General features: G+C 59.7%; 16 protein-coding genes and 2 tRNA genes. 12 read left to right on the top strand and 6 right to left on the bottom strand.

The annotated features are described in order from the left end of the window. The first annotated feature begins 221 nt into the window (after nt 1-221). Nucleotides 222-785, top strand: a complete 564-nt coding sequence (gene ahpC / locus B0H98_RS15660) for an alkyl hydroperoxide reductase subunit C (RefSeq protein WP_106376004.1) — start codon at nt 222-224, stop codon at nt 783-785. Between the two features lie 228 nt (nt 786-1,013). Next, a complete protein-coding gene (gene ahpF / locus B0H98_RS15655) occupies nt 1,014-2,570 on the top strand; it encodes an alkyl hydroperoxide reductase subunit F (RefSeq protein ID WP_106376003.1) in 1,557 nt (518 codons plus the stop codon). A gap of 191 nt (nt 2,571-2,761) precedes the next feature. Here ahpF and B0H98_RS15650 read toward each other — a convergent pair whose 3' ends face one another. The 5 genes from B0H98_RS15650 to hemA all read right to left on the bottom strand — a co-directional run bounded on the left by B0H98_RS15650 (nt 2,762) and on the right by hemA (nt 7,332). Further along, complete coding sequence (locus B0H98_RS15650) at nt 2,762-3,520, bottom strand: HesA/MoeB/ThiF family protein (protein ID WP_106376002.1); 759 nt, start codon at nt 3,518-3,520, stop codon at nt 2,762-2,764. Nucleotides 3,521-3,524: 4 nt separating this feature from the next. Further along, nucleotides 3,525-4,025 carry an Lrp/AsnC ligand binding domain-containing protein gene (locus B0H98_RS15645; protein ID WP_106376001.1) on the bottom strand — a complete coding sequence of 167 codons (501 nt, stop codon included), beginning with the start codon at nt 4,023-4,025 and terminating at the stop codon, nt 3,525-3,527. Between the two features lie 72 nt (nt 4,026-4,097). Further along, nucleotides 4,098-4,937: a peptide chain release factor N(5)-glutamine methyltransferase gene (gene prmC / locus B0H98_RS15640; RefSeq protein ID WP_106376000.1), complete on the bottom strand. Its 840-nt coding sequence runs from the start codon at nt 4,935-4,937 to the stop codon at nt 4,098-4,100. Further along, complete coding sequence (gene prfA / locus B0H98_RS15635; protein ID WP_106375999.1) at nt 4,937-6,025, bottom strand: peptide chain release factor 1; 1,089 nt, start codon at nt 6,023-6,025, stop codon at nt 4,937-4,939. Before prfA ends, prmC begins: the two co-directional genes overlap by 1 nt. Next, nucleotides 6,022-7,332, bottom strand: a complete 1,311-nt coding sequence (gene hemA, locus B0H98_RS15630; RefSeq protein WP_106375998.1) for a glutamyl-tRNA reductase — start codon at nt 7,330-7,332, stop codon at nt 6,022-6,024. The genes prfA and hemA overlap by 4 nt, the downstream gene beginning before the upstream one ends. 245 nt (nt 7,333-7,577) lie before the next feature. On the opposite strand from hemA, the gene B0H98_RS15625 reads away from it, so the two are divergent. From B0H98_RS15625 to B0H98_RS15585, 9 genes are all read left to right on the top strand, one after another. Continuing rightward, complete coding sequence (locus tag B0H98_RS15625; RefSeq protein WP_106375997.1) at nt 7,578-9,353, top strand: tetratricopeptide repeat protein; 1,776 nt, start codon at nt 7,578-7,580, stop codon at nt 9,351-9,353. 96 nt (nt 9,354-9,449) lie between these two features. Continuing rightward, nucleotides 9,450-10,088 carry a lipoprotein insertase outer membrane protein LolB gene (lolB, locus tag B0H98_RS15620; protein ID WP_106375996.1) on the top strand — a complete coding sequence of 213 codons (639 nt, stop codon included), beginning with the start codon at nt 9,450-9,452 and terminating at the stop codon, nt 10,086-10,088. 25 nt (nt 10,089-10,113) lie between these two features. After that, nucleotides 10,114-10,965 carry a 4-(cytidine 5'-diphospho)-2-C-methyl-D-erythritol kinase gene (gene ispE / locus B0H98_RS15615; protein ID WP_106375995.1) on the top strand — a complete coding sequence of 284 codons (852 nt, stop codon included), beginning with the start codon at nt 10,114-10,116 and terminating at the stop codon, nt 10,963-10,965. 30 nt (nt 10,966-10,995) lie between these two features. Further along, nucleotides 10,996-11,070 (top strand) — tRNA-Gln (locus B0H98_RS15610). A gap of 57 nt (nt 11,071-11,127) precedes the next feature. Further along, nucleotides 11,128-12,069, top strand: coding sequence for a ribose-phosphate pyrophosphokinase (locus B0H98_RS15605; protein ID WP_208623634.1), 942 nt, complete (start codon nt 11,128-11,130; stop codon nt 12,067-12,069). A gap of 96 nt (nt 12,070-12,165) precedes the next feature. Beyond that, nucleotides 12,166-12,798 carry a 50S ribosomal protein L25/general stress protein Ctc gene (locus B0H98_RS15600; RefSeq protein WP_106375993.1) on the top strand — a complete coding sequence of 211 codons (633 nt, stop codon included), beginning with the start codon at nt 12,166-12,168 and terminating at the stop codon, nt 12,796-12,798. 191 nt (nt 12,799-12,989) lie between these two features. After that, entirely contained in the window at nt 12,990-13,571 is a 582-nt protein-coding gene (gene pth, locus B0H98_RS15595; RefSeq protein ID WP_106375992.1) for an aminoacyl-tRNA hydrolase, read from the top strand. A gap of 78 nt (nt 13,572-13,649) precedes the next feature. After that, on the top strand, nt 13,650-14,741 hold the full coding sequence (gene ychF / locus B0H98_RS15590) for a redox-regulated ATPase YchF (protein ID WP_106375991.1): 1,092 nt from the start codon (nt 13,650-13,652) through the stop codon (nt 14,739-14,741). Nucleotides 14,742-14,804: 63 nt separating this feature from the next. Then, nucleotides 14,805-14,881 (top strand) — tRNA-Met (locus tag B0H98_RS15585). Between the two features lie 53 nt (nt 14,882-14,934). Here B0H98_RS15585 and B0H98_RS15580 read toward each other — a convergent pair. Further along, nucleotides 14,935-16,239: a M18 family aminopeptidase gene (locus B0H98_RS15580; RefSeq protein WP_106375990.1), complete on the bottom strand. Its 1,305-nt coding sequence runs from the start codon at nt 16,237-16,239 to the stop codon at nt 14,935-14,937. Nucleotides 16,240-16,377: 138 nt separating this feature from the next. Between B0H98_RS15580 and B0H98_RS15575 the strand changes: the two genes are divergently transcribed. Continuing rightward, nucleotides 16,378-18,462 carry a carboxy terminal-processing peptidase gene (locus B0H98_RS15575; protein WP_106375989.1) on the top strand — a complete coding sequence of 695 codons (2,085 nt, stop codon included), beginning with the start codon at nt 16,378-16,380 and terminating at the stop codon, nt 18,460-18,462. Nucleotides 18,463-18,467 lie beyond the last annotated feature (5 nt).

The following is an 18,467-nucleotide window of genomic DNA, read 5'->3' as shown; positions in this document are numbered from 1 at the left end:
TTTTGCGTCGCAGCGACACCTATCGCAAGTCCATGTGAAAGATTCTTGCATTATAAGTGAGCTGCCCCCACTACAAGGACAGCGAACCGGCGTTGGCTAACTAATTGATAGCCATGACCTATAGAGTGCATGGTCTTTTCCAATTTTAGCTATTGGTCGAATATCATTACTATGTCCAACATCGCTTTCACGTTCATGCACAAGACACGGAGATAATCTGGATGTCCTTGATCAACACTGAAGTAAAACCGTTTAAAGCAACTGCTTACCTGAACGGCGAATTTATCGATGTCACTGAAGCTGACCTGAAAGGCAAATGGTCCATCTTCTTCTTCTATCCCGCTGACTTCACGTTCGTCTGCCCGACCGAGCTTGGTGACCTGGCTGACAACTACGAAGCCTTCAAGAAGCTGGACGTTGAAATCTACAGCGTTTCAACCGATACCCACTTCACCCACAAAGCATGGCACGACAGCTCCGAGACCATCGGCAAGCTTCAGTACCCGATGCTGGCTGACCCGACCCTGCAAATTTCGCGCAACTTCGAAGTTTTGATCGAAGAAGCCGGCCTTGCAGAGCGTGGCACTTTCGTGGTCGACCCGGACGGCAAGGTTCAGATCGTGGAAATCAATGCGGGCAACATCGGCCGTAACGCCGAAGAACTGCTGCGCAAGGTAAAAGCAGCCCAGTACGTTCGCGAAAACCCCAACGAAGTATGCCCGGCCAAGTGGAAAGAAGGCGAAGAAACGCTGGCACCTTCTCTGGACCTCGTCGGCAAGATCTAAACGGCGAATGTAAGAGCCTGCCGGCGGATCAGTAGAACGAACTATCGCATCGATATTCGTTGCCCGCTTCAGGCCTTCGCCCGCCACCCGGACGTCCGTCCGGGTGGTTCATCCAAACGCGCTATCGGTTCTCCCAACGCCTGCTTTTTGCCGTGACACGCTCACCGGCAAGAATGTCATGCTGGCTGGTCGAGAACACCTTTTAAAGATTACGAGGAAGCCACTGTCATGCTGGACGCCAATTTAAAAAGTCAGTTGAAAGCGTATCTGGAAAAAGTGACTCAACCGTTCGAGATCGTTGCGTCCCTTGATGACGGTGCCAAGTCGCGTGAACTTCTCGGTCTGCTTGAAGATATCAACGGCCTGAGTGACAAGATCACTCTGAAGACCAATGGACAGGATAGCCGCACGCCGTCTTTCGCGCTCAACCGCACCGGCGAAGAAACAGGCGTAGTGTTTGCCGGCATTCCCATGGGCCACGAGTTTACCTCGCTGGTACTGGCCCTGTTACAGGTAGGCGGCCATCCGCCCAAGGCATCCGATGAGATGCTCAACCAGATCAAGGCGCTCGAAGGCGAGATGCTCTTCGAGACCTACTACTCGCTCTCCTGCCAGAACTGCCCGGACGTGGTTCAGGCACTCAACCTGATGGCGATCTTCAACCCGAACGTTCGCCACGTGGCGATTGACGGGGCGCTGTTTCAGGATGAAGTGGAAGCGCGTGAAATCATGTCGGTGCCCAGCATCTACCTGAACGGCAAACCGTTTGATCAAGGCCGCATGACCCTTGAGAAAATTCTTGCCAAGGTAGATACCGGTGCCGCCGATCGCGAAGCCAAAAAACTCAGCGAAAAAGCCGCGTTCGATACGCTGGTCATCGGCGGCGGCCCCGCCGGTGCAGCGGCGGCCATCTACTCGGCACGCAAGGGTATCAACACCGGCGTTGCCGCCGAACGCTTTGGCGGTCAGGTGTCCGACACCATGGGCATCGAGAACTTCATTTCAGTGTCTCACACCGAAGGCCCGAAACTGGTCAGCGCGCTGGAAGAGCACGTCAAGGAGTACGAAGTTGACGTGATGAACCTGCAGCGCGCCACGGCCTTCAAGGCGGCGGAAACCGAAGGCGGGCTGCACGAAGTCACGTTTGAGTCCGGCGCCAAGCTGAAAAGCAAATCGCTGGTGCTGGCTACCGGCGCCCGCTGGCGCGAGATGAACGTCCCCGGCGAGCAGCAGTACCGCAACAAGGGCGTTGCCTACTGCCCGCACTGCGATGGCCCACTTTTCAAGGGCAAGCGCGTAGCTGTCATCGGTGGCGGTAACTCCGGCGTGGAAGCGGCGATCGATCTGGCCGGTATTGTCGGCCATGTGACGCTGTTCGAGTTCATGGGTGAAATGCGCGCCGATGCCGTGCTGCAGAAGAAGCTCAAGAGCCTGCCTAACGTGGACATCATCCTCAATGCGCAGACCACCGAAGTCACCGGCGACGGCAGCCGCGTCAATGGCCTGACCTACAAGGATCGCAACACCGACGAGGTCAAGAACCTCGCGCTGGAAGGCATCTTTGTACAGATCGGCCTGGTACCCAACACGGAGTGGCTGAAAGATTCGCCCATCGAGATGTCGCCACGCGGTGAAATCATCGTCGACGCTCACGGCATGACGTCAGTACCCGGCGTGTTCGCCGCCGGCGACGTTACCACGGTGCCCTACAAGCAGATCATCATCGCCATGGGCGAAGGTGCCAAGGCATCGCTGGGCGCCTTCGATTACCTGATTCGCAACTAGTTTCAACCCAGTATCATCAAACGCCAGGTACCGGGCAGCTGCGCTTTAAATAGACGGCTGCCCCCAGCCTGCCCTTCCCTGATCCTTTTTGACGTAAAGACCGTGACGTCGCGCCCGCTACCCAGCGGGCTTTTTTTGCCTAACGATCACGCTGCTTTTACCTTCAACACGGACACGCCCGACCGCCGACGCTACTCTCGGCGTGAAGTACAGATGCTGCACTCCGGATCCCGCGGTACCTTGAAGTGACGCCACTGGCCGCTTAGCCCATCGAAAGTGGAAAGCCCTTGATGGGGCTGACCCGCGCCGCTTAACAGCTTGAACGCTTCTACAGCCTGAAAACAGCCGATCAGCCCTACCAGCGGTGCCATGACGCCGCTTTCCGCACAGCTCAATGCCTCATCACCCAACGCATCCGGCGGGTACAGGCAGGCATAACAGGGGCAGTCAGGCTCACGCGGGTCAAATACGGCCAGTTGGCCGGAAAAACGGATTGCCGCACCCGAAACCAGCGGCACACCGGCCCTCTGGGCCGCCGCGTTGACGGCATAACGGCTGGAAAAGCGGTCGGTGCAGTCCAGCACCACATCGGCCGACGCCACCAAGCGATCCAGCGCTTCACCTTCGGCATGGGCTTCAAGGGCGGTCACCTGGCACTCCGGGTTGAGCGCCTGCATGCTGGCCTTGGCAGACGCTGCCTTGTTCTGGCCAATGCTTGCCTGCTGGTGAGCAATCTGGCGCTGCAGATTGGAAAGCTCCACGTGATCCGCATCGGCCAGGGTAATCTGCCCAACGCCGGCTGCGGCCAGATAGAGTGCGGCAGGTGAACCCAAGCCGCCCGCGCCGATAATCACCGCATGGGCGTGGCGCAGGCGCTCCTGGCCTTCGATATCCACTTCAGCGAGCATGATCTGGCGGCTGTAGCGCAGTAGCGCCTGGTCGTCCATCATCGGCTTATTTATCCTCAAATTCCTCGAAGTCGGGTATGTGCAGATTAAAGCTCTCCTTCACCTCTTCCATGACCACGTAGCTCTTGGACTCCTTGACCCCGGGCAGTGTGAGCACCACATCGCCCAGCAACTGACGGTAGGCGGCCATTTCCGGAATACGGCACTTCAGGATGTAGTCAAACTGACCAGAGACCAGGTGGCACTCCTGAATCTGCGGTAGCTTCTCCACCGCGCGGCGAAACTCATCGAATACCGCAGGCGATTGGGTTTCCAGACTGATCTCGACAAATACCAGCAGGTTGGCTTTGAGCGCCTGTGGGTCAAGAATGGCCTGATAGCCGCGGATGATGCCCGCCCGCTCCAGACGCTTGACACGCTCAAGGCAAGGGGTTGTGGATAACCCGACCTCAGCGGCCAGATCCACGTAGGAGATACGCGCGTTCTGCTGCAGGCAGCGCAGAATTTTAAGGTCGATACGGTCCAGCGTTCTATTTTTGGGTTTCATGGCAGGATCCATTGGATAAAACAGACAGATATTCCAGCGCTGCCGGGCCGCCAGTAAAGCAGGTGCCTCTCTCTACCGCTTTCCCAGCGTAATACGTTCGTGGCCAGCAAGATCGCGGACGCTTTCGATCTCGTGATAGCCCGCATCCGCCAGGGCCGCGCGAACGCTTGCCGCCTGGCGGTAGCCATGTTCAAGCAACAGCCAGCCCGAGTCTTTCAGATAATCGCGCGCGGCATCGATCAGGTAAAGCAGATCGGCCAGCCCGTCGGTATCCGCCACGAGCGCACTGGCCGGCTCAAAACGCACATCACCCTGGTGCAGGTGCGGATCATCCGCGGCGATATAGGGCGGGTTGCTCACGATCAGATCAAACGGCTCCTCCCCCTTTTCAAGTGCGCTGAACCAGTTGCTCTGCATGAAACGGGCATTAGGAATAACAAGCCGGTCAGCATTATGGCAGGCCAGGGTGACGGCTTCCGGGCGAAGGTCCACGCCGGTCACCTGCCAGCCGGGCTGCTCGCTGGCAAAGGCAAGAGCGATGGCGCCGGTACCGGTGCCCAGATCCAGAAGCCGCCCTTCGCGAGACGCAACACGATCTAGCGCGGCCTCTACCAGCGTTTCGGTATCCGGCCGGGGAATCAGCGTCTCTTTCGAGGTAGCGAGCTTGAGCCCCCAGAACTCGCGCTCGCCGGTCAGGTAGGCAACCGGCTGGCCCTGAACGCGGGCGGCCACCAGGGCATCAAAACGGGCGTGCTCCCAAGGCGGGCATTCACGGTCGCCCCAGGTATACAGCCAGGTGCGGTCACGCTCTATCACGTGAGCCAGCAGCACCTCGGCATCCAGCCGAGGCGATACTGAGCCCGCCACCTGCAATCGCTTTGCAGCCACCTGCAGCAGCGCATCGAAGCTCATTACGCTTCCTGCAGTGCCGAGAGCTGTTCGGCCTGGTACTCGTGAATCAGCGGCTCGATCACTTCGTCGAGCTGCTCGCCGCTGACCACCTCATTAAGCTTGTAAAGCGTCAGGTTGATGCGGTGATCGGTAATCCGCCCCTGGGGAAAGTTGTAGGTACGGATACGCTCGCTGCGATCGCCCGACCCGACCAGCGAGCGGCGCGCATCGGCCTGCTCCTGGCGCTGGCTGTCCACGGCGTTGCGCTTGAGCTTGGCCGCCAGCAGCGACATCGCCTTGGCGCGGTTCTTATGCTGGCTGCGCTCCTCCTGACACTCCACGACCACGCCGGTGGGCAGGTGGGTAATACGTATCGCCGAGTCGGTGGTGTTGACGTGCTGCCCACCCGCCCCGCTCGAGCGATAGGTATCCACGCGAAGATCCGCCGGATTGATATCGATATCGCCGACATCGTCAACTTCCGGCATGACCGCGACGGTACACGCCGAGGTGTGGATGCGCCCCTGAGACTCGGTGGCTGGCACGCGCTGCACGCGGTGAGCGCCGGACTCAAACTTCAGGCGGGCGTAGACGCTATCGCCTTTTACCCGGGAGATCACTTCCTTGAAACCGCCCTGCTCACCATGGCTGGCGCTGACGATCTCCACGCGCCAGCCGCGTTTCTCGGCGTACCGGGAGTACATGCGAAACAGGTCGCCGGCAAAGATCGCCGCTTCATCGCCGCCGGTGCCAGCGCGCACTTCCAGGAACACGCCGCGACCGTCATCCGGATCCTTGGGCACCAGCAGGCGCTTGAGCTCGACGTCCAGAGCCTCAAGCTTTTCACGCCCTTCGCTGATTTCCATTTCGGCCAGCTCACGCATGTCCGGGTCGCTGTCGCGGCTCAACTGCTCGGCGGATTCGATATCATCTTCAACGCTGCGGTACTGCTGCCATGCGGCCACCAGCTCATCGAGTTCGGCGTACTCGCGGGAGTAGTCGCGAAAGCGCTGCTGGTTATTGATCACCTCAGGGTCGGACAGGAGCATCGAAAGCTCTTCGAAACGTTCCGTGAAGCTATCCAGGCGTTGGCGCAAGGTATCTTTCATGCGGGCGTATTATCCTTATGACGGTTAGCCTTGGGCGCGGGCTTTTCAAAGGCAGGTTTAACAGGCAGCAACAGGCGTGGCGCGGCCTCTAGCAGCTCGTGACGCTCGTGGGAGGCGGCGTCGCGTAGCGCCTGGGTCGGCTGATGAAGTAAACGGTTGGTCAACTGGTGGGCCAGGCGCTCGATCACCTCCGCCGGGTCTTCCCCCCGCGCCAGGCGCTCCAGCGCCTGGTCGCGCGAGGCATCGCGCAGCGCTTCGCCATGATGGCGATACTCGCGAATCAGCTCGCCACCGTTGCGGATGCGGCGTTCGTGCTGCCAGCTGCCGACACCGTGTTCGATCAGCGATTCGGCCTGGTCGGCGGCGACCTGGCGATGGCGACGATTCTCTTCGATCACCTCTTCCAGGTCATCCACCGTGTACAGGAAGACGTCAGCAAGCTCGCCCACTTCGGGCTCGATATCCCGCGGCACGGCGATATCCACCATGAAGACCGGGCGGTGGCGGCGTTTTTTCAGCGCGCTTTCGACCATCCCCTTGCCAAGAATCGGCAGCGGCGAGGCGGTCGAGGAGATCACGATATCCGCCTCTTCCAGCGCTGCGGGTATCTCGGAAAGAGTGATCGCCTTGCCGCCCAGCCGAGAGGAGACCTGCTCGGCGCGCTCACGGGTGCGGTTGGCAACGGTGAGCTCGCGCACGCCAGCTTCATGCAGGTGGCGTGCTACCAGTTCGATGGTTTCGCCAGCGCCGATCAAAAGCGCCCGGGCGCGGCCGAAGTCATCAAAGATCCGGCTCGCCATGCTGACAGCGGCGTAGGCCACGGATACCGGGTTCTTGCCGATCCCGGTTTCGGTACGCACCTGCTTGGCCACGGCAAACGTGTGCTGAAAGAGGCGCTCGAGCTCACCGCCCAGCCCCTGCATCTGGCGGGCCTGCTGGTAGGCATCCTTCAACTGCCCGAGTATCTGAGGCTCGCCCAGCACCATGGAATCAAGCCCCACGGCCACGCGCATCAAATGACGCGCCGCATCGTTGTCCAGATAGTGGTAGGCACAGCGAGTCAGCTCGTCGATACTCAGGTTATGAAAGCGGCTCAGCCACTCGAGTACGGCTCGCTCGCCGGCGGCATCCGTGACGCAATAGAGCTCCGTGCGGTTGCACGTCGAGAGCACCGCGGCTTCGCTGATATGTGGCAGGCCACGCAGTTGCCCCAGCGCATGCTCTAACTGCGCCGGTGTAAAAGCCACCTGTTCACGTACCGCCACACTGGCCGTACGATGATTGATTCCGAGTGCAAGAAGCGTCATGCGGTATGCGTCTTCGCTAGTGGTTCGGTCGTCACGTCGCTATCGGTCTTGAAGTCTCGATATTTGTTGGGCTGCGTGTAAATACGCAAGCCCCGGCGGCAGGGCCAGAATACTCAATTGCGCCTGTCTGGCTGCCTTTCAAGGTCAACTATTCTATCACAGCCCGCCAACATCTGGCGCACACCACTTTGCCGCAGCCAGCCTAGCCGCTATGCTGAACACTCGGCCACTTGAATGAGAGACGCATGCCCCTTCGCTCACGACTATCGGGTTCACCCCTGCTGCCCCTGGCCGCCACTGTGGTCCTTTTGAGCGGCTGCCAATCATCGCCCTCTTATAACGGTGGCTCGCCCAGCCTGTTCAACGATGACCCCATGCGCTCAGCGCCACCCATTACCCGCGGCCTGGATGCCGAGGGCCTGCGCACGCTGCTGGGTGCCGAGCTTGCCGGCCAGCGCGGTGACTACCGCTACGCAAGTCAGGGCTATCTACAGGCCTCGCAGCGCTACGCGGCCCCCGCGCTTGCCGAACGGGCCACCTTCGCCGCCCGGTTTGGCGAGGACGTGTCGCTCATGGAAACCTCCGCGCAGCGTTGGCGCGAACTGGCCCCGCAGGCAGAAACGCCCAACCGGCTGCTGGCCTCGATTTCCCTGCAACGCGGCGACTGGCTCGACAGCCTGGAACAGCGCCTGGCCATCACTCAGGGAGGCGGCCATGGCGAGCTGACCCCGTTTGCCGAACTGGCCGTAAGTGAAGAGAGCGCGCCGCTGAACCTGCTGGTTCGACAGCTGCGCGACCATTTGGCCCAGCCCGGCGCCGAACAGCTCGAGCAGCACAGCGACGCTCTGCTGGCAACGGCGTTGCTGGAAGCCGCACTGGGCGACACCCAGAAGGCCCAGGAGCGCCTGGATGAAGTGGCAAGACGTGAGCCTGAGTCGCCGGCGCTGTGGCTGGCTCAGGCGCGCCTGGCGCTTGAAGAGGGCGACCTGCAGACCGCTCGGCGCGCCGCCCAGCAGGGTATAGACCTGGCCCCCGATGACGTGCGCTTTATTCTCATGCTGGCTCAGGCAGAGATTCGACTGAACAATATTGCCGCTGCCGAAGCGCAGACCGATGCCCTGCTGGAAAGCCACGGCGGCAATCAAGACCTGCGCCTGGCCCTTGCCCAGCTTTACCTGGAGGAAGGCCACAGCGAGCCGGCCTATCGCCTTCTGCAGCCGCTGATTGGTCAGGAGCGCGTGCCCAACCTCGCCTACTATCTGCTGGGGGCTATATCCCAATCACAGGGCGATATCGATAACGCTCTGCTTTACTACCGCCAGGTCAGCGAAGGCGACGAGTTCCTGCCCGCCCGCGCCACTGCTGCCCAGATGCTGATCGACGATGACCGCCTGATCGATGCGCGAGCCTTTCTACGCATCGAACGGATGCGCTATGACCGCTACTTTGGCGATCTGGTGGCCCTGGAGGTGCAGTTACTTGATCAGTTGAACCAGCCCGATGAAGCCACTGCGCTACTCAACCGCGAGCTGGCCCGCACCCCGGATGACACCAACCTGCTCTATTTACGGGGCATGCGTGCCTGGGACGCAGGCAATTTCTCAGGCATGGAACAGGATTTACGCCAAGTGCTGCGCCTGGAACCAAACAATGCGGTGGCCCTGAATGCGCTGGGCTATACATTGGCCGACATGAACCTGCCAAACCGCCTGGAAGAGGCACAGGCGCTGATTGAACGTGCCTACGAGGCAGACCCGAACAATCCGGCCGTACTCGATAGCATGGGCTGGGTCTACTTCCGCCTTGGCCAGCCTGAAGAAGCGCTACCCTGGCTTGAAAGCGCCTATAATCAGATGCCGGATCAGGAAGTAGCCGCCCACCTGGCGGAGGTGCTGCATGCCCTTGGGCGCAGCGACGAGGCCAGCGCGCTGATCAGGCGTATTCAGTCAAGCACCTCACGGCATCCGCAGATTGATGAATTGCTACAGCGCCACCCCGAACTCACACCCAGCGCGTCCTGATGCAGCCTGACCCTTTCAGCGCTGCTTGATTGCACTGTTTCGTTTTACACTAGCTTTAAACGACGTTAATCGAACGACATGGACATGGAGTCTTTTATGTTGACCGCACTGCCTACTGCCAAGCGCTTTTCAAGCACTCTTCATACCCCACGCCTATGGCTTGCCGGTGCCGCTCTGCTATTTCTGGCAGGCTGCGCATCCCAAGCGCCCGTAGACGATGGCAGCCGCCAGTCAGGTCAATGGGAGCGCCAGCAGGCACAGGTCGAGGCGTTCGACACCTGGACTCTGACCGGCAAGGCGGGCCTGCGTACGCCTCAGGAAAATCAAAGTGCCAACCTGGACTGGAACCAGCACCCCCACTACTTCCGCATGCTGATCAGCGGGCCGTTTGGCGGCGGACGCAGCGTACTTGAAGGCCGTGAGGGGCGCTTCTCGCTGACTACCAGCGATGGCCGCTTTGAAGCCGAAACCCCGGAAGCGCTGATGGAAGAGCAGCTTGGCTGGTCGCTGCCGGTCAGCGCCATGCCCGATTGGGTGCGCGGCCTGCCGGGCGATCACGCAAGCTTTCAGCTGGAAACCGACGAACTCGGCTTTCCGCGCAACCTGCAGCAGGATGGCTGGGAAATCGACTACCGTGACTGGGAAGAAGTGGAAGGCATGTGGCTACCACGCCGCCTGGTCATGAACTATGACGACGTGCGCATTACCCTGGTCGTCAACCAGTGGCGGTCCTGATCAACACCTTAACCTGCGAGTCAGCATGTCCGCTTCATTAACCCTGCCAGCCCCTGCCAAGCTCAATCGCATGCTGCATATCGTGGGCCGTCGTGACGACGGCTACCACGAGCTGCAGACGCTGTTTCAGATCATCGACCTGAGCGACAGCCTCACCCTGACACTGCGTGAGGATGGCAATATCCACTTGTCCACACCGCTGGACGGTGTGGCCTGCGAAGATAATCTGATCGTGCGCGCCGCCCGTCTGCTGCAGCGCCATGCCAATACGACCCAGGGCGCCACGCTTGCCATCGACAAAAGGCTGCCCATGGGTGGTGGGCTGGGGGGTGGCAGCTCCAATGCGGCCACCGTTCTGGCGGGGCTGAACAAGCTCTGGCAGCTCGGGCTTTCCAGCGAAGCGCTGGCAAAGCTCGGGCTTGAGCTGGGTGCAGACGTACCGGTCTTCATTCATGGACACAGTGCCTGGGCCGAAGGCGTGGGCGAAAAGCTCACTACCGTCACGCTGGATACGCCGTGGTTCGTGATCATTCATCCCGCAGTCAGCGTCTCGACACCGCGGGTCTTCCAGGACCCGGAATTGACACGCGACAGCCGCCCCATTACTATGGCGCGCGCACTGCAGGGGGGAGCGTCTGAGTGGCGCAACGACTGCGAGGCCGTCGTCAAGAAACGCTATCCGCAGGTAGCGGAAGCGCTCGATTGGCTCGCGCGGTATGCACCAAGTCGGCTGACCGGTACTGGCGGCTGTTTGTTTGCGACTTTCGAATCCGAAAAGGCCGCACGCACAGTTGCTGAATTGGCAGGTCAACGCTGGCCGGCATGGGCAGCACGCGGACTTAACACCTCCCCTCTACAAGATGCTCTGGGCTGCTGAAAGCGCCCGGTCATCGCATTAGGTTATTGCTGGGGTATCGCCAAGTGGTAAGGCACCGGTTTTTGGTATCGGCATTCCCAGGTTCGAATCCTGGTACCCCAGCCAACCTGACATGATCTGCGTTTTCTCCCCTGATTCCAAACACTGCAAAGGTGGCTGCGCGTGTCAAAATTGATGGTTTTCACCGGGAATGCCAATCCCGAACTCGCTCAAAAGATTGCCGAGAGCTTGGACAGCCGCATGGGTAACGCCACGGTTGGCCAATTCAGCGACGGCGAAATCGCAGTCGAGATCAATGAGAACGTGCGCGGTAAGGACGTGTTCATCCTCCAGTCCACCTGTGCACCGACGAATGACAATCTGATGGAGCTGATCCTGATGGTCGACGCCCTGCGTCGCGCCTCGGCAGCTCGTATCACGGCAGTAGTACCCTACTTCGGTTATGCCCGCCAGGACCGCCGCGTACGCTCGGCGCGTGTTCCGATTTCCGCTAAAGTGGTTGCGGACATGATGGTCAAGGGCGGCGTTGACCGCGTCATGACCATGGACCTGCACGCCGATCAGATCCAGGGCTTCTTCGACGTACCGGTCGACAACGTCTACGGCTCGCCGATTCTTCTGGACGATATCGAGCGCCAGAACTATGCCGATCTGGTCGTGGTCTCTCCCGATGTAGGCGGCGTGGTACGCGCTCGCGCCATCGCCAAGCAGCTAAACGCGGACCTTGCGATCATCGACAAGCGTCGCCCCCAGGCCAACCAGGCCCAGGTGATGCACATCATCGGTGAAATCGAAGGCCGCACTTGCGTGGTTGTCGACGACATGATCGACACCGCCGGCACGCTATGTAAAGCCGGTGAGGCGCTGAAAGACCATGGCGCGGCCCGCGTCGTTGCCTATGCCACACACCCGATACTGTCCGGCCCGGCCGTTGACAATATCACCAACTCTGTACTGGATGAAGTTGTCGTGACCGACACTATTCCGCTTGCCGACCATGCGCGTCGCAGCGGAAAAATTCGCCAGTTGAGCGTTGCCGGCCTGATTGCAGAAGCGATTCGCCGGGTCAGCAACGAAGAATCTGTCAGCGCGATGTTCCACTGATCGCCTGATGATATAGCCCCCTTCTGGGGCCTTGGGAGCGTCGTCGTCTGGTCGCGGACGGCGGCGTTTCCTTACTTAAACCAAGAGGCAAATTACATGTCTGATTTTATCCTGAAAGCCAGCGTTCGTAACGACCTGGGGAAAGGTGCGAGCCGCCGCCTGCGTCGTGCGAACCAGCAAGTACCGGCCGTTGTTTACGGCGGTGAGAAAGGCGCGCAGTCAATCTCTGTAGAAAAGACCGCTTTCTACAAGGCGATTGAAGACGAAGCCTTCTTCTCCTCCGTCATCAAGCTGGTGGTTGACGGCAAGGAAGAGCAAGTAGTGGTACGTGACCTTCAGCGCCACCCCTACAAGCCTCTTCTGACCCACGCAGACTTCCTGCGCGTTGACGCGACTCACGAAATCACCATGAACGTGCCGCTGCACGTGACCGGCGAAGAGAAGTGCGTAGGCATCAAGGACCAGGGCGGCGAACTGCACGTACTGGCCAACGAAGTAGCCATCAGCTGCCTGCCGAAAGACCTGCCTGACTACCTGGAAGTCGACATTTCCAATGTCGAGCTGGGCACTACCCTGCACCTTTCTGACCTGACGCTGCCGGCTGGCGTTTCTTCGGTTGACCTGAGCCACGGCGAAGAGCACGACAACGCCGTTCTCAGCATCACGAAAGTAAAAGTACGTGATGAAGAAGAGGAAGGTGAAGGCGAAGAAGGCACCAGCGCTGAGTAAGGCTGATAGCGGTACGCATCACCATGATGGCTGATACGTACCTGGCCCGGGCCATGCTTGCATGGCCCGGGAGTGATAAGATCAAGCGCTTCGGCGCTTGATTTTTTTTGCGGCTTGCCTTTTGCAACTGCGTTTCAAGCCGCCAAAGACGTGCGACGTCAACATTCGCCGATTTTTTTGGAGGTAGGTCAATGAGCCAGGTAACGGCCCTGATAGGACTAGGCAACCCCGGCGCCGAGTATGATGCCACCCGCCACAATGCGGGGTTCTGGCTGGTCGATGCCATCGCGCGCAGCGCCCATACCGAGCTACGCCCGGAGAAGAAGTTTCTCGGCCTGTATGCCAAGGCCCGCGTGGGCGACCACGAGCTGCATCTGCTCAACCCTACCACCTTCATGAACCGAAGCGGTGCCGCCGTGGCAGCGCTTGCGCAGTTCTTCAAACTTGCCCCGGAAAACCTGCTGGTCGCTCACGATGAGCTTGATCTCGCCCCTGGGCAGGCACGCTATAAAACCGGCGGCGGCCACGGCGGTCACAACGGCCTGCGCGATATCATCAGCGCGCTTGGCAATCAAAAGCAGTTTCACCGTGTGCGTATCGGCATCGGCCATCCGGGTGAAGCGCGCCAGGTGACCAACTATGTGCTGGGCCGCCCCGGCAAGGCCGAGCAGGAAGCCATTGATAACGCCCTGAACGAGTGTCAGGCAACGCTTCCTCTCGCGCTTGATGGCGACTGGGCCAAAGCCATGAACCGCCTGCATAGCGTAAAATAGTCAATACGAACACTACTCACTTCAGGCAAGCGCTGGACAGAGCACGTCGGCGCACTTGTCTTCAGCCAGGAATCCATTATGGGCTTTAACTGCGGTATCGTCGGCCTGCCAAACGTAGGCAAATCCACGCTTTTCAATGCGCTGACCAAATCCGGCATTGACGCGGAAAATTTCCCCTTCTGCACCATTGAACCCAACGTGGGCATCGTGCCGATGCCGGACCCGCGTCTGGACAAGCTGGCCGCAATCGTCAAGCCCGAAAAAGTTCTGCCCACCACCATGGAGTTCGTGGATATCGCAGGCCTGGTGGCCGGTGCCTCCAAGGGCGAGGGGTTGGGCAACAAGTTCCTGGCCAACATTCGCGAAACCCAGGCGATTGCCCACGTGGTGCGCTGCTTCGATAACGATAACGTGATTCACGTAGCCAACCAGGTTGATCCGCGTGCCGATATCGAAACCATCAACCTGGAACTGGCGCTTGCCGACCTGGATACCGTCGAGAAAGCCAGCCAGCGCCTGCTGCGCTCGGTAAAAGGCGGCGACAAAGACGCCACGGCTACCAAGGCCATCCTCGACAAGGTACAGCCCCACCTGGCCGAAGGCATGCCGCTTAGAAGCTTTGGCCTGGATGATGACGAAAAGCGTCAGGTGAAAAGCTTTGGCTTTTTGACCCTGAAGCCCACCATGTACATTGCCAACGTCAACGAAGATGGCTTCGAGAACAATCCGTATCTGGATATCGTCAAGGAAATTGCCGCCGAAGAAGGCGCAGTGGTAGTGCCGGTGTGTAATCAGCTGGAAGCCGAAATCGCCGAGCTTGAAGACGAAGAGCGTGCCATGTTCCTGGATGAGATGGGCATGGAAGAACCGGGCCTTGATCGCGTTATTCGCGCAGGTTATTCACTGCTTGGCCTGCAGACCTACTTCACCGCGGGGATCAAGGAGGTTCGCGCCTGGACCGTGAAGCAGGGAGCCACGGCCCCCGAAGCCGCCGGTGCTATCCATACCGACTTCCAGAAGGGCTTTATTCGCGCTGAAGTCATTGCCTATGACGACTTCGTGACGCTTAACGGTGAGCAAGGCGCCAAGGATGCCGGAAAATGGCGTCTGGAAGGCAAGGAGTACATCGTCAAGGATGGCGATGTCGTGCACTTCCGGTTCAACGTATAAGCATACTGGCAAGAAATGCTTGACGGGAGGCGGATCTCTGAGTAATATTCGCCCCCGTTGAAAGGCTACGTAGCTCAGCTGGTTAGAGCACATCACTCATAATGATGGGGTCCCCTGTTCAAATCAGGGCGTAGCCACCAAACATTGAAAAGCCCGCTGATTCGTCAGCGGGCTTTTTTCGTTACATGCTTTGTCAGCAGAGCGTCGGGCGGTTCAGGAACACCTTCAGCGCCCGGGTCAGATACTCGACATCACGGGTGCCGGCGGTTTCGCGAATCGAGTGCATGGCCCACTGTGGCACGCCAATATCCAGGGTAGGCACGCCCACTTCTGTCGCCGTGATGGGGCCGATGGTGCTGCCACAGCCCATATCAGCTCGGGTTACAAACGACTGCACCGGCACATCGGCCTCGCGGCACACGTCGCGAAACAGCGCGCCGGTCACGCTGTTGGTGGCGTAGCGCTGGCTGGCGTTCACCTTGATCACCGGGCCGCCGTTGATGGCCGGGCCGTGGCGCTCGTCGTGCTTGTCACGAAAGTTGGGATGCAGCGCGTGGGCGTTATCGCAGGAAATCATCAGCGATGACTGAATCAGCTGAATCAGCGACTCCCCCGACCCACCCCCTACCTGCGCATTGATGCGCTTGAGCACATCGCCCAGAAACGGCCCCTGGGCGCCACAGGCACTGGCACTACCTACCTCTTCGTGATCATTGGCGACCAGCAGCGCTCCTTGGCTGCCATCGCTTTCCAGCAGCGCCTCCAGGCCAATAAAGCACGACAACAGGTTATCCAACCGCGCGCTGGCCACAAGCTCCTGCTTTACCCCCACCAGCGAGGGCGGCTGTACGTCGTAGAATCCAAGCTCGAAATCCACCACTTCAGCGGCTTTCAAACCGTGCTGCTCTTCAATCCAGGTGGCCAAAAGATCGGCAAGCTTGGCGCTATCGCTCTGCAGCAGCACCGGTGCCATCTGGGTTTGCGCATTGATGGGGCGGCCGGCGTTAACGTCACGGTCCATATGGATGGCAAGACTTGGGACCATGGCAATCGGGCGTTCGACGTTAAGCAGCAGGCTCTCCATCTTGCCATCCGGGTGGCGCACGTGTACCCGGCCGGCAAGGCCCAGGTCGCGGTCAAACCAGGGCGCCAGCAGCACACCGCCATACACCTGCACGCCGAGTTGCAACCATCCCGCTGCGTGCTGCGTGGCATTGGGTTTCAGGCGAAGCCCGGGGCTATCGGTATGCGCGCCCAGCATACGCAGACTTTCAAGCGCTCCATCAGGCAGTTGAAAGGCAATGATCGATGAATCGTTACGCGTGACGTAGTAGCGCTGCCCGCGGCTCAACTGCCAGCTGGCGGTCTCTTCCAGCCGCTGAAATCCCGCTTTTTCCAGACGCTCGGCCATGCTTTGGGTGGCGTGCCAAGGCGTGGGCGAATGGCGCAGAAAATCACACAGCCGGGTTAAACGATCGGCGTTGAAAGCTTCGGACATGGAAATCCTCATAACAGTAATGATTGAGTCTCACAGAGCAGACGACCTGCTACAATGCTCCCCTGGCCTAGGCTATTCATAGGCCACCTGCGGGTCTAGGGAAGAATGAGTGTACACAAATCCGGGAGAGCTTGACTGATGAGCTTGTTTGCAACGCTTTCGCGCTCGGTCGCGCTTGCCGTCATGCTGGTAGTCACCAGCCCGGCAGCGATGGCGCAAACTGCACCGACCGACGAACAACGCCAAGCGGCAGTAGAAATTGCGGACGCGCTCCGCTATGGCCACTACGCTGATCTCACCTTTGATGAGCAGTGGTCTCAGGAAGCCTTTCAGCGCTACCTGGATATTCTCGATGGTCAGCGCGCCTACTTGCTTAGCCGCGATATCGAGCCCTATCGCCATCTGGAAGACGACATGGCCGATGCGCTGTTCGAAGGCGACCTGGATGATGCCTTCAAGCTGTATGACCGGCTCAGCGAGCGCCATATAGCGCGTATGGAGTGGCTGCTTGAGCGCCTTGATGAAGGTCTGGCGTTTGACTTCGACAGCGACGAGCGTCTGGAAATCGACCGCGAAGATGCCCCCTGGGCCACCCGCGAAAGCGAGCTTGACGAGCTTTGGCGCAAACGTCTTAAAAACGACGCGCTGACGCTTGCCCTCACCGATCAGGACGATGAGCAGATTGAAGATAATCTGCGTCAGCGCTATGAAGGTCAGCTCTCCCGCCTGCGTCAAACCGAATCGGAAGATGTGTTCGGTCTTTTGATGGCCGCAGTCACGAGCACGATCGACCCGCACACCGGCTATCTCTCGCCGCGTCAAAGCGAATCTTTCGATATTCAGATGAGCCTTTCTCTCGAGGGTATCGGCGCCCTGCTCCAGGCTGACGGCGAATACGTCAAGGTGGCAAGCCTGGTGCCCGGCGGCCCTGCCGACCGTGCCGACGTGCTTGAACCCGCCGACCGTATCATTGCCGTAGGCCAGGAAGATGGCGAGATGGTCAATGTGGTAGGTATGCGTCTGGACAACGTGGTGGATCTGATTCGCGGCCCGAAAGGTTCGGTCGTGCGTCTGGACATCGTGCCTGCTCAGGCGGTCGACATGACCCGCTCGCATATCGTCGAAATCACGCGCGATACGGTAAGCCTTGAAGACCAGGCCGCCCACGGCGAAGTGATCAATGTCGAGCGTGATGGTGAACCCCACCCGATCGGCGTTATCAACATCCCTACCTTCTACGTCGATTTTGATGCCTGGCAGGCGGGTGAAGAAGAGTACCGCAGCACCACTCGCGATGTGGCCCGTGAGATCGAGCGCCTGAAAGAAGAAGGCGTTGAAGGTATCGTGCTGGATCTTCGCAACAACGGCGGCGGTGCGCTTCAGGAAGCCAACTCGCTGATCGGCCTGTTCATCGACCGTGGCCCCACCGTGCAGGTTCGTGATGCCCAGGGCCGCATTCAGCTCTACGGCGACAGCGATGCCGGCACTACCTATGACGGCCCGCTCACCGTTCTGGTCAATCGGCTATCCGCCTCGGCCTCCGAGATCTTTGCCGGCGCCATTCAGGATTATGGCCGCGGCCTGGTAGTCGGTTCATCTACCTTTGGCAAAGGCACCGTTCAGACGTTGAACGACCTGAGCCATGGCCAGATCAAGCTGACCCGCGCCAAGTTCTACCGTATCTCCGGTGAAAGTACGCAAAACCGCGGCGTAGACCCGGACATCGCCTTCCCGAGCCTGATTGACCCCGAGCGTATTGGCGAAAGCAGCCTGGACAACGCGCTGGGCTGGGACACCGTGCAGAACGTCCAGTACCGCCGTTACGGCACGCCGGAAGAGTTTGTCGATGCACTGGCCGCCCAGCATCAGACACGTGCCAAGCAAAATCCCAACTTCATCTATCTGGAGCGCCAATCGACGCTGGCACGTCAACTGCGCGAGCAGCACACCAGTGTCAGCCTCAACCGTGAACAGCGCCAGCGCGAACTGGAAGCCCAGGAAGCTGAACAGCTTTCTCTGGAAAACCAGCGTCGTCGAGCATTGAAGCTGCCGGAACTTGATGAGTGGATGGATGCGCGCCTGGACACCACCGAACCAGGTGACGAGGACGAAAACGCTGAAGACGAGGAGATGCCGGTTGACCGCGCCCCCGTACTTGAAGCGGCAGAAATCCTGCTCGACTACGCACACTTCCAGCAAGCTCAGCGGATGGCCAAGCGCTAATCACT

This window comes from Vreelandella songnenensis (genome assembly GCF_003002925.1).
In the GTDB taxonomy this organism is placed as follows: domain Bacteria; phylum Pseudomonadota; class Gammaproteobacteria; order Pseudomonadales; family Halomonadaceae; genus Vreelandella; species Vreelandella songnenensis.
Note: the sequence above shows the minus strand (reverse complement) of the source record. Positions and strands in the feature narration are given on the sequence as shown.

Excerpts from the sequence above, each read along its gene's own strand:
- ahpC (WP_106376004.1), top strand. The coding sequence starts at position 222 with ATGTCCTTGATCAACACTGAAGTAAAACCGTTTAAAGCAACTGCTTAC.
- ahpF (WP_106376003.1), top strand. The coding sequence starts at position 1,014 with ATGCTGGACGCCAATTTAAAAAGTCAGTTGAAAGCGTATCTGGAAAAA.
- B0H98_RS15650 (WP_106376002.1), bottom strand. The coding sequence starts at position 3,520 with ATGATGGACGACCAGGCGCTACTGCGCTACAGCCGCCAGATCATGCTC.
- B0H98_RS15645 (WP_106376001.1), bottom strand. The coding sequence starts at position 4,025 with ATGAAACCCAAAAATAGAACGCTGGACCGTATCGACCTTAAAATTCTG.
- prmC (WP_106376000.1), bottom strand. The coding sequence starts at position 4,937 with ATGAGCTTCGATGCGCTGCTGCAGGTGGCTGCAAAGCGATTGCAGGTG.
- prfA (WP_106375999.1), bottom strand. The coding sequence starts at position 6,025 with ATGAAAGATACCTTGCGCCAACGCCTGGATAGCTTCACGGAACGTTTC.
- hemA (WP_106375998.1), bottom strand. The coding sequence starts at position 7,332 with ATGACGCTTCTTGCACTCGGAATCAATCATCGTACGGCCAGTGTGGCG.
- B0H98_RS15625 (WP_106375997.1), top strand. The coding sequence starts at position 7,578 with ATGCCCCTTCGCTCACGACTATCGGGTTCACCCCTGCTGCCCCTGGCC.
- lolB (WP_106375996.1), top strand. The coding sequence starts at position 9,450 with ATGTTGACCGCACTGCCTACTGCCAAGCGCTTTTCAAGCACTCTTCAT.
- ispE (WP_106375995.1), top strand. The coding sequence starts at position 10,114 with ATGTCCGCTTCATTAACCCTGCCAGCCCCTGCCAAGCTCAATCGCATG.
- B0H98_RS15600 (WP_106375993.1), top strand. The coding sequence starts at position 12,166 with ATGTCTGATTTTATCCTGAAAGCCAGCGTTCGTAACGACCTGGGGAAA.
- pth (WP_106375992.1), top strand. The coding sequence starts at position 12,990 with ATGAGCCAGGTAACGGCCCTGATAGGACTAGGCAACCCCGGCGCCGAG.
- ychF (WP_106375991.1), top strand. The coding sequence starts at position 13,650 with ATGGGCTTTAACTGCGGTATCGTCGGCCTGCCAAACGTAGGCAAATCC.
- B0H98_RS15580 (WP_106375990.1), bottom strand. The coding sequence starts at position 16,239 with ATGTCCGAAGCTTTCAACGCCGATCGTTTAACCCGGCTGTGTGATTTT.
- B0H98_RS15575 (WP_106375989.1), top strand. The coding sequence starts at position 16,378 with ATGAGCTTGTTTGCAACGCTTTCGCGCTCGGTCGCGCTTGCCGTCATG.